The following is a 10,126-nucleotide window of genomic DNA, read 5'->3' as shown; positions in this document are numbered from 1 at the left end:
CGGATTCCTGCGCCTGGCCTGCGCTCTCATCTGCTACCGCCGCGCCGACCGACTCAACCTGTTGACCAGCAACAAACCCAACTGACACACGGTCTTAGACGTGCATCATCTCCGCGAACGTTTCCACAACCCGGACGACGACGCGGGGCCACCGCCACTGCGGGACGTCACCACGCAACGCCCCGACGGGCTCACCCTGGCGGACCTGCTGGCGCAGGGCGGCCCGTCGCTTGACCAACTCCGCGCCGCCGTTCAGGACGCCCTCGCCTCGGACGAGCCCCTGGCGTCCCTAGGGCGGCTGTTCGACGCGCTGGACGCACCGCTACGCCGGCCGGTCGAGATCTTCGGTCTGCTTCACCTGACCACGAACATGGACGACTTCGTTCACGACGAGGAGCACACCGAGGTGTACCGCACGCTGCGCCCGGACAGCACCCGACGCGACTTCGCGATCCCAGTGATTACCCCAGGCCCGCGGAGCCCAGATTCGTCTGCCGCGCCCGCAGAAGACCGGCCGGGCCGAGTGCCCAGATCGGAGCCGGCATGAGCGTTGATGAGACCTCCTCGACCGGCGAGACCGTGGATCTCCCCATCGGCTGGGACGACCCGGAGCGGGAGTTGACCAGCAGCGTCTCACTCTTCGAAGGCGATGAAGGCGGACTTGAGCTGCCGCAACGCCGCGTGCTGGTCGCTCTGCTCAAGCAGCGGTTCATCACCGCGCAGAGCCACCCCAAGGAATGGAAGACACTCACGGCCGACCCACGGCTGTTCCGCTCTCGGCTCAACGACCTGTTCCTCAACCTCCACCTGGACGCTGAGCGCGAGGTCGCCTACAAACGGCCGGCAGTCCCCGAAGGCGGCGGCAAGTTTCCCACCCTGCTCCACGACACCGCGTGGAGCCGCGAGGAGACCATCCTGCTGGTGTACCTGCGCACCCGCAGCCGTTCGGAAGAAGCCGCCGGAACCTCCCGCACCTACGTCGACCGGCAGGACATCCTCGAGCACATCGTCTCGCTCCGCCCGGCACATGCCACCGATCACGCCGCCGATGGGCGACGCGCCGTCAAGGCCATCGAAAGTCTCCTCCGAGCCGGACTGCTGATCGGCGCCAGCACCGCCGAGCGGTTCGAGGTGAGCCCCGCCATCGACGTCGTGCTGCCCCTGGAGCGCCTGCAAGACCTGCTGCGATGGCTCAAGGCACCACACCAAGGTGAAGCCAGCGAGGAGTCTCCCACCGGCACCGTCGGCGGCAGCGATCCGGACGCTACCGACGCGGCCATCAGCGACGAGGAGGCACCGTGACGATCGACGACGAGGTCCAACCCGCTCTGCTGCCCGCCGCCGTGCTCTCACCGCCTGCCACCACGTCATTACCGACTCCACTGTTCTACGTCGCCGGGGCCACCGACGGCACGTTGCAGTGGAGGGCCGAGGCTTTCCAGCTCGTGAACTGGGGAGGATTCGAAGGCCGGGTCCGTTTCGACTTCCACACCGGCGCGACGCTGATTTCCGGGGCGTCGGGCACGGGGAAGAGCACCCTGCTCGACGCGTACATCGCCCTGATGATGCCGTCGGACACATCCTTCAACGGCGCGTCCAATGACGCCGTCGCCGGCCGCGCCCGCAGCGCCGAGCAACGCAACCTGCTGTCCTACCTGCGCGGCCAGACCGACACCACCGCCGACGACAACGGCCGAGAACGGCCCAAGGTGCTCCGCGGCGACGGCCGACCCACCTGGGGCGCGGTGGCCGTGACGTTCATCGACGACCACGGTCGCCGCTTCACCGCGCTACGGATCTACCACGTCTCCTCGCGCGCGACTCAGGCCGCAGACATCACCATGCGGATGGCCACCTACGAGGGCTACCTTGACCTGGCAGACCTCGCCGAGCACGCCACCTCACTGTTCGCGCCGAAGTCGCTCAAGACCGCGTTCCCGGGACTGCTGACGCACGACAGCTATGCCTCATTCGCCGCTCGCCTGCACACCCACCTCGGCATCGGCGCGAACGGCGACGGCGCGAAGGCCCTGCGACTGCTGGTGCGGATCCAGTCCGGGCACCAGATCCGCACCGTCGACGAGCTGTACAAGGACATGGTGCTGGAGCGGCCCGCGACATACGAGGCAGCTGACCGGGCGATCAGCCACTTCGACGACCTCGAGGACGCCCACGCCGCGATGCGCAAAGAGCAGCAGAAAGCTGAACTGCTCGGCCCGATCACCCAGAAGCACACCGACATCACCGCGGCGCAGGCGACGATCGAGCAGATTGACACATTCGGCCTCAACGCCGAAGGCGACACCCCCATCGTGCTGTGGCGACTGCGACGGGAAGCCGGCCTGCTGGACAGCGCGATCACCACCAACCAGCGAGAGCAGAAGGCGAACGCGATCGACCTGGCCTCTGCGATCGAGCGCGAGCAGTCGCTGGAGGGGGAACTCGCCGCGACTGTGGCCGCCCACCGGGACGCGGGCGGAGGTGAGCTGGAAAGCCTCGCTCAGCAGGCCACGCAGCAACGGCAGCGCCGCGACGAACGGCTGGCGCGGCGCGCGGCGCTCACCGAACGCACCGTCGAACTGGCCGCGCCGCTCGATGACAAGGACACCTTCGCCGAATTGCAGGCGACCGCCGCAGCGTTCCTCGCCACCGGCGACACCACGGCCGAGGCCCTACGAGACCGCCGCGAGGAGCTACGCGGCTTGGAGTTTCCACTGCTCGAGAACCGCACGAGGCTGACCGAAGAACGAGCCTCGCTGGCCGGCCGTGCCGGGCGCGTTCCGATGCACCTTGACAACCTGCGCCAGGAAGTCGCCCGCGCGTCGCGCATAGACGCCAGCGAACTGCCATTCCTGGCTGAACTCATCGACATCGCGCCCGAGCAGGGGCGCTGGCGGACAGCCGTGGAGACGGTCCTGGGCGCCAGCGCCCGGTTGCTGCTCGTACCCCGAGACCGTCTGGAGATGTTCTCCGCCGCTATCAACCCACTGCGCCTGCGTGGCCGGCTGACCTTCGAAGGGGTACCACTCGACCTTGACGGCCACGCCGAAACCAACCCGGACAAAATCGCCGGGAAACTTGAGTTCAAGCCATCTCCGTTCACCGGCTGGGTACAGCGGCACCTGTCTGACCCTGCCCGCAACGCCTTCTGCGTGGAGGACCCCGATCAGCTGGGCGGGTCCGGGTACCGGGTAACGGTGGCTGGCCAAACCCGTTTCGGCACGCGAGGCACCCACGGGCGTAACGAGCAGTCGAACATCATCGGCTTCAGCAACGAGGACACCCTCGCCGAGATCGACCGCGAACTATGCAACATCGAGGTGAAGCTCAGCACGATCGATCACCGGCGCTCAATGATCGATAGCGAATGGACAACGTTGAACGCCCGCCGCAGCGCCTACGAGGCGATCCGGGCGGTCACCTGGGACGACATCGACGTGGCCAGCGTCGAGGCGGCCATCGACAAGCTCGATCGCGCCCGCCGAGCAATCCTCGACGCGGACGACAACCTGCAGCACCTACAGGGACGCATCGACCAACTGAAAGAGGAACTGGAGAGCGCCCGCGCACGTCGATTCGAACTCCAGCAGTGGGAAACCAACCTCCGCCTGCAGGCGTCTTCACTCAACACTCAACACACCGACGTCCAGGACGAACTGCACCGGATCGACCTTGAGCAACATGTGGTGCTCACCGACGAACAGACAGCCGTCCTCGACCGGCACTTCACCGCAGCGGTCGCCCCAGCGGACCCCGCTGACCTCGAGCAGTTCCCGACGAACCTGAGTCGGCTCCGGCAGCGGCTGTCAGCCACCGCGCAGTCCGCCGACACCCAATTGCGCAACGCGGAGGCTGAGCTGGAGCGAATCTTCGCCGCGTACCAATTGAAGTTCGAGGACCCGAACCTCGGGCGGACCGCAGCGTCATACCAGGACTACGCCACAATCCTGGACACCATCCTCAGCACCGGGCTGCACGAGCGCCAACAGGAGTGGCGCAAGCGACTCATGAAGTGGAGCGGCGAAGACCTAGTCCCGCTCGCCGGAGCCATGGAATCCTCGATCAACGACATCGAGGAACGCCTTGAGCCCATCAACGGCATCCTGCGTGGTCTACCGTTCGGCGCCAACCGCGACCGACTGCGCATCAAGCTTCGACGCCTGACGTCCGACGCCGTCGTCCAGTTCCGCCGCCAACTGCGAACACTGTCATCAGGCGCGACCCGAGAACTGCCCGAACACCATATGGAACAGCGCTTCCACGACCTGCAGAAGTTCATGGGCCGCGTCCGCCGCCGCAACGACCCACGCGCCGTCGCCGACCTCAGCGACCGCGACCGCCTGCTCGACGTCCGGCGACACGTCGAGATCACCGCGGAGCGCTACGACACCACCGGACAACTCCTCAGCACCCACTCCTCCCTCGGCGGTAAGAGCGGCGGCGAAAGCCAGGAACTGGTCGCATTCATCGTCGGCGCGGCGCTCCGCTTCCGGCTCGGCGACGAACTCCGCGAACGGCCACGGTTCGCACCAGTCTTCCTCGACGAAGGCTTCGTCAAGTCCGACGCCGAGTTCGCCGGCCGCGCAGTACAGGCATGGAAAGGCCTCGGCTTCCAATTGATCATCGGAGCGCCACTGGACAAGGTGACAGCTCTCGAGCCACACATGGACGCGCTGCTAGCCATCACCAAGAACACGAGCACGCACTACTCCTTCGTCACCCGCATCAGCGACGCCACACACCACCCCGCCACCAGCACGCCGGCCATACCCCACGCACGTCGCCGGGCGATCGGAACCGACGTGTTGGCACCGCATCCCACGACCAACGGTGAAGCCACGCCACGATGAAGACGATCGAGCAAGTCCTGACCGACATCGAGCGACGACTCACCAACACCTGGGCGAGCTACATAACCGACACCCTCGGGATCACCCTGCCCCCTACCGCGGCAGCGGACGACGGGGCGTCGCCCACGACACCGGCACCCTCCGAGCAACCCGGCCCACGCGCAGCCTCCTGGCCGCACGACTTCCCGCTCGGACAACCCACCTCGGCGAACCTCGCCAAAGACTTCGCCACCGCGGCAACCTGGGCCGCCGGATGGCGAGCATGGAGCGCGGCGCACGACACGCCACTGCGCACCCGCACCCGGCGCGTCCACAACACCGACCAGGATTTCCCCACCCACCTCGTCGTCACCGACCCCGACCATGGCGCCCGACTCTGCGCACGGCACTGGCCGCAACGGCTGGAACGCGCACGCCAAAGGGCCAAAGTGCTCGCCGAACGCTTCCCTCACCTCGCCGAAGCCGGATCACTCGCCTCGACGATCACCGCGGTCGACGAGCTGAGCGAGACGGACTTCGAGCTGCTCTGCCGAGCCGGAACGTGGTTCGCCGAGCACGAGGCAACCGGCCTCACCCCCAGACAGGTGCCGATCGAAGGGCTACACGCCAAGTGGCTCAATCACCGGCTCGAACTGGTACGCCGCCTATCAGCCCGAGACGACCTGGAACTCCTGCCACCACACCCACCCCGAGTGCACTTCACCTACCTCGACCCCGCCCACCTCGCCGCAGGCGGACGCCGACATGACTCCGTCACCATCGGCGACCGAGCGCAACCGGCGTACCAGCCACGAGTCGTCATCATCTCCGAGAACAAGGACACCGCCATCCACTTCCCCGCGCTCGACGGCGCCGTCAGCGTTGAGGGCGTTGGTCGCGGAGGTAGAACGATCGCCGCCCTACCCTGGCTGGCCGGCGCCGCACACATCCTCTACTGGGGCGACATGGACGCCGACGGCCTAGAAATTCTCAACGAGTTCCGTGCCGCCGGCGTACCCGCCGCATCGCTGTTCATGGACCTGACCGCCTACACCCGATGGGAGCGATTCGGCACCAACAGCGATGCCAGGGGCCGGCCCCTGCAAGCCCGCAGACCGCGACCGGTGCCGTTCCTGACCGACGCCGAAAAGGCGCTCTACCAATGCTTGACCGCCGAGACGTGGACCCGACACCGACGCGTAGAGCAGGAGCGGATCCCACTCGATGCGGCCCTGTCGGCCGTACGACGGATCGTTGACGACAACCAGCACCCGTAGGCAGCTCGTTACCTGGGGGCGGGACTCTGCTGCGCCGATGCGACATGAGACCTGGGTCTCGAGGTCGGTCCGGTCGCGGTCCATCTGACCAAGGCGCCGGCGCTTGGGTTAGACGGGTCCCAGACCGGGTAATGCGGGGCATTTCTAGCGAAGGTGTTGCATCAGTCAGCGGCGACTGAGGAGGGTACGTGACAAGGCAGAACATGGATGCGAGATTCCCTGATCGAATCCGCCACGGGGTGGCTCGGCGCTGGCCGTGGATAGCCGCCACTACCGCTGGGGTACTCGCGGCGCTTTTGATCACCCCCACCACGGCCTTCGGTGACGCCACCCCTGCGCACACCGGTGAGTATGGCCGCCCGGGGTACACGGAGAACGATACGAGCGAGTACCTACGCACCGACGGCGTCGACTTCCGCGAGGTGGTGCAGGAGTTGCGTCCGACAGAGGTGCCGGTACCCCCGGGCTACTCGTTTGCTCCTGACATTGACGAATTCGTCTCCGGGCTTGGAAGCGAACCGACGGTGATACAGGTGGCTGCCGTGCGTGGAACCTACGCTGCCTGGGCAGCATGCGCCTGGAAGGCAGATTGGCTGGCTGCGCAAGCCGCAGAAGACGGACCTCGATCTGCGACGGCCGTGGCTATACTCCGAGAGGTGCCTTCGTGGCCGCTCATCATCCAGACCGACGGCGGCGGGATCCGTCAGCAGCACCGCAAGGTTGCGGAGGCGGCCGAGCGAGCAGACCCGTCGGTCGTACACGACGATGTCCGTGACAACTGCCCAAGGCACTTCATCAGCAAGTCCCGGTAACCTCTCGCCTCCACACCTCGCCACCTATTCTTGCGGAATGAGTTCCGGCACCGATCATGGCTTTCCAATCAGTGCGAGGGCGTGCCTATAGCCGACGCCAAGGGTTACGACGACCCCGAGTCGCTGCTCGACGACACCATCGGCGCGGTCGAGATCATCAACCCCCTGAGGTCAGGGCCCCGGGGTAGTCCCCGAATATGGCTTTTAGCCGAGTTGTCGTCTGGGGGCCCGGGGGCCCCAGGGTCCTATGTGGGGCGAGCACGACACCTGTAGATCATGGAGGTGTCTAGACTTCACGATCGGCAAAGGTGTCGTGCTCGCCGTGTCATCATCGCTCATGTCCTCGCCGTGTCGCTCGGCGGATTCCCCTGTTCTTGGTTCTGTTGATGCGCCGTTGGTCAGGGTGCAGGGGCTGCTCGACCGGTTGGGTCAGGTCGAGGATCCTCGTGATCCTCGCGGTGTGCGCTACGGGTTGGCGACGTTGCTGGCGATCGGGGTATGCGCGTTGAGTGCGTCCGGCCACAACTCGTTGACCGCGATCGCGGAGTGGGTGCGACGCTGTGAACAGCGGGAACTGAGCCGATTGGGCTGCCCGTTCGATCCGTTTACCGGCCGGTACCGGGTCCCGGACGAGCGGACCCTACGCGACGTCTACGCCAAGGTCGACCCGGCTGATCTGACTGCGGTCGGGTATGGGTATCTGACCGCGCTGGCGCGACCCGGGTCGGCGTCGCTGACTCCGGACGGTGTCGGTGAGCGGGAACAGCGTCGCGCTCACCGTGCGCCCGCCGGTGATCCGACCCGCCGCGGCGCCATCGCGGTAGACGGTAAGTGTCTGCGTGGCGCGAAACGCCGCGACGGCAGCCAGGTCTTCATCCTGTCCGCAGTGCGTCACGCCGACGCGGTCACCCTCGCCGCCCGTCAGATCCCCGCGAAGACCAACGAGATCAGCGAGTTCGCACCCCTGTTGGACCAGATCGCCGACACCGACCTCACCAACACGGTGGTTACCGCCGATGCCCTGCACGCCCAACGCGCCCACGCGGTCTACCTCGTCGAGCAGCGCCATGCCCACTACCTGTTCACCGTCAAGGACAACCAGCCCAGCCTCGCCGCCCAACTGCGGGCCCTGCCCTGCAAGCAAGTACCGGTCCTGCACCGCCAGAGCAGCCGAGGCCACGGCCGCCACGAGATCCGCGAGGTCCAGGTCGTCACCGTCAATGACCTGCTGTTCCCCCACGCCCGCCAAGCCGTGCGGATCCGCCGCAGACGTCGCCGACCAGACACGAAAACCTGGGCAACCGAGATCGTCTACGCGATCACCGACCTACCCACCCACGAAGCCCGCCCCGCCGAGATCGCCACCTGGGCCCGCGAACACTGGACCATCGAGAACAGCGTGCACTGGATCCGCGACGTCACCTTCGGCGAGGACGCCAGCCAAATCCGCACCCACAACACCCCCGCCGTCATGGCCGCCCTCCGCGACATCGTCCGCAGCACCATCCGCCTCGCAGGCTGGGCGAACACCGCCAGCGCACGCCGCGCCCACACCATCCCCGACGCAGCCCTCACCCTTCACGGCATCCCATGACCAACCGGACATTCAAGGACTACTCCGGGGCCCTGGCCAACAGGTGCGCCGGCACATCCGCGTTTCGCCTTTTACTGGTGAACAGAGACGTAGAACTTGTCGCCGCCTAACACGCGCAGAAGCTGGCTCCACGGCCGTGGCTGGTCGCTTCGGCTCGACCAGGGTGTCTATCGTGAGACTCGCTAGAGTGGCGGGATCTTGACCTAGACCTGGCATCGGATGTGGCTGTCCGCCGACATGAAGCCCGCGCCATCCGTGCGGGATCCGCCTCCCTCGGGGGCGGTCGTGATTCACGCTGAGGACTCATGACAGATCGCCGTGTCTCCAGCCCCACTGGCGGGACCTCTGATCGTCGAGGGACTCTGTGATTGGTGGCCATGCGTGGCACGATTCGCCCGTGCGTCCTCGGCTGCTCCTCCTCTCCGCTGCTGCGCTGTGCGCCGCCCTCCATGTTGCCGGTGTCTTGACGGATCGTCCGATCTGGCGTTACGCCGAGGTGCTGAGCATCGGTCTGCTTTTTGCTTCTGCCATGTTCAGTCGAGCGCCGAGATCCCGCTGGGCGCTGGGGCTGGCCTTCGCGGTCCTACTCGTGGACGCGGCCCGGACGATGCCGGCCGCTCGAGACAGCACAGGCGGCGGCTGGAAGGTGCTTGTGCCCGGCTCGGGTTCTGAGACACCGTCCGCGTTCGAGTCGGGTCTGTCCCTCTGTTGGCCTTCGCTGACCGCGGCGTTGGTGTTGCTCGTCGCGTGTCGCCGCGGCGGATGGCATCGGCAAACGGTAGTGCCAGCCGCCGTGGGGGCAGTGCTGGTCGCTGCATACGCGGTCGTCCGTATCGTTAGTACCTGGCGTGCCGTTGCTGCTGAGCCCTTACGAGCGTCTGGCGCCGACGTGTCCGGTCTGATGATGGCCGTGAGCATGGCGGTCCTGCCGCCGCTAGTCCTCGGGATTACCGCGTTGACACTCTGCTCGGCGCTCGCAGGTCACGGTCGACGGCTCGCCTCGATCGGCGCGGCGTTGTTGGCTGTCGTGGCGCTGCCCCTGATCGACGCATGTATTTCCGCAGTCCCGATGCCCCTGTACGTAGGCAACGACTACGCCGTGTTTGGCTCCGACGCCATCACGCCCACGCTGTCCATGCCGCAACCGATGCCAGCTCTTACGGCGGCGGTCGCACTGACCGCGTATCTGCTGCTCGTCGCAGGCCTGACTGATTCACCCACGCCGACGCGTGAGTCACCGGCCGGGAATTGAGTGTTCGCTCCTGCTGGCGAATGGCGGCGCCGTCAATGCCCCGCCGCTGGGCGGGGGGTTGACAGTCCGACTGCAGCGCCGCCGGGATCCCTCCAGCCCGTCGATCGTGCGGCGGCGGTTGAACACGGCGGTGGAGGCCGCTCGTATCTTCCGGCGTCGTTGCTGAAGTAGGCGGTCGCAAACATCGGAAGCCGAGGTTTCTGCCGGTGAGCAGCCGGCGGTGGCGACGTCGCTGCGCTGGGAGGCGTCGTCAGGTTGTGGAATAGCCGGCTAGTGTCCTGCGCCTGAAATTCGTTATCTAAATGTAGACTGCGGTGGTGGCAGGTCGTGGGCGGCCGAAGGCCGAGTTGGTACTCAGCGAT

The 10,126-nt window shown here is 66.6% G+C and carries 7 protein-coding genes; all 7 read left to right on the top strand.

The window, feature by feature from the left end; all coding sequences use genetic code 11:
• Window positions 1-100 precede the first annotated feature (100 nt).
• The 7 genes from ACGFH9_RS30685 to ACGFH9_RS30655 all read left to right on the top strand — a co-directional run bounded on the left by ACGFH9_RS30685 (window position 101) and on the right by ACGFH9_RS30655 (window position 9,764).
• The gene (locus ACGFH9_RS30685; protein ID WP_393226333.1) at window positions 101-547 is read left to right on the top strand and encodes a DUF3375 family protein; all 447 of its coding nucleotides are present in this window, start codon (window positions 101-103) and stop codon (window positions 545-547) included.
• A 32-nt stretch (window positions 548-579) separates the two neighbouring features.
• The gene (locus ACGFH9_RS30680) at window positions 580-1,302 is read left to right on the top strand and encodes a DUF4194 domain-containing protein (RefSeq protein WP_393226330.1); all 723 of its coding nucleotides are present in this window, start codon (window positions 580-582) and stop codon (window positions 1,300-1,302) included.
• Complete coding sequence (locus tag ACGFH9_RS30675; protein WP_393226327.1) at window positions 1,299-4,850, top strand: ATP-binding protein; 3,552 nt, start codon at window positions 1,299-1,301, stop codon at window positions 4,848-4,850. The genes ACGFH9_RS30680 and ACGFH9_RS30675 overlap by 4 nt, the downstream gene beginning before the upstream one ends.
• On the top strand, window positions 4,847-6,106 hold the full coding sequence (locus ACGFH9_RS30670; protein ID WP_393226324.1) for a Wadjet anti-phage system protein JetD domain-containing protein: 1,260 nt from the start codon (window positions 4,847-4,849) through the stop codon (window positions 6,104-6,106). Before ACGFH9_RS30675 ends, ACGFH9_RS30670 begins: the two co-directional genes overlap by 4 nt.
• A 188-nt stretch (window positions 6,107-6,294) precedes the next feature.
• A complete protein-coding gene (locus ACGFH9_RS30665; protein WP_393226321.1) occupies window positions 6,295-6,918 on the top strand; it encodes a hypothetical protein in 624 nt (207 codons plus the stop codon).
• 337 nt (window positions 6,919-7,255) lie between these two features.
• On the top strand, window positions 7,256-8,512 hold the full coding sequence (locus tag ACGFH9_RS30660) for an ISAs1 family transposase (protein ID WP_393226318.1): 1,257 nt from the start codon (window positions 7,256-7,258) through the stop codon (window positions 8,510-8,512).
• A 397-nt stretch (window positions 8,513-8,909) separates the two neighbouring features.
• Entirely contained in the window at window positions 8,910-9,764 is an 855-nt protein-coding gene (locus tag ACGFH9_RS30655) for a hypothetical protein (protein WP_393226316.1), read from the top strand.
• Window positions 9,765-10,126 lie beyond the last annotated feature (362 nt).

This window comes from Micromonospora sp. NPDC049102, from assembly GCF_043197485.1.
Classification (GTDB): Bacteria; Actinomycetota; Actinomycetes; order Mycobacteriales; family Micromonosporaceae; genus Micromonospora.
This window is presented reverse-complemented; position numbering and strand designations above follow the sequence as displayed.

Coding starts and splice junctions, on each gene's coding strand:
- ACGFH9_RS30660 (WP_393226318.1), top strand. CDS start 7,256: ATGTCCTCGCCGTGTCGCTCGGCGGATTCCCCTGTTCTTGGTTCTGTT.
- ACGFH9_RS30670 (WP_393226324.1), top strand. CDS start 4,847: ATGAAGACGATCGAGCAAGTCCTGACCGACATCGAGCGACGACTCACC.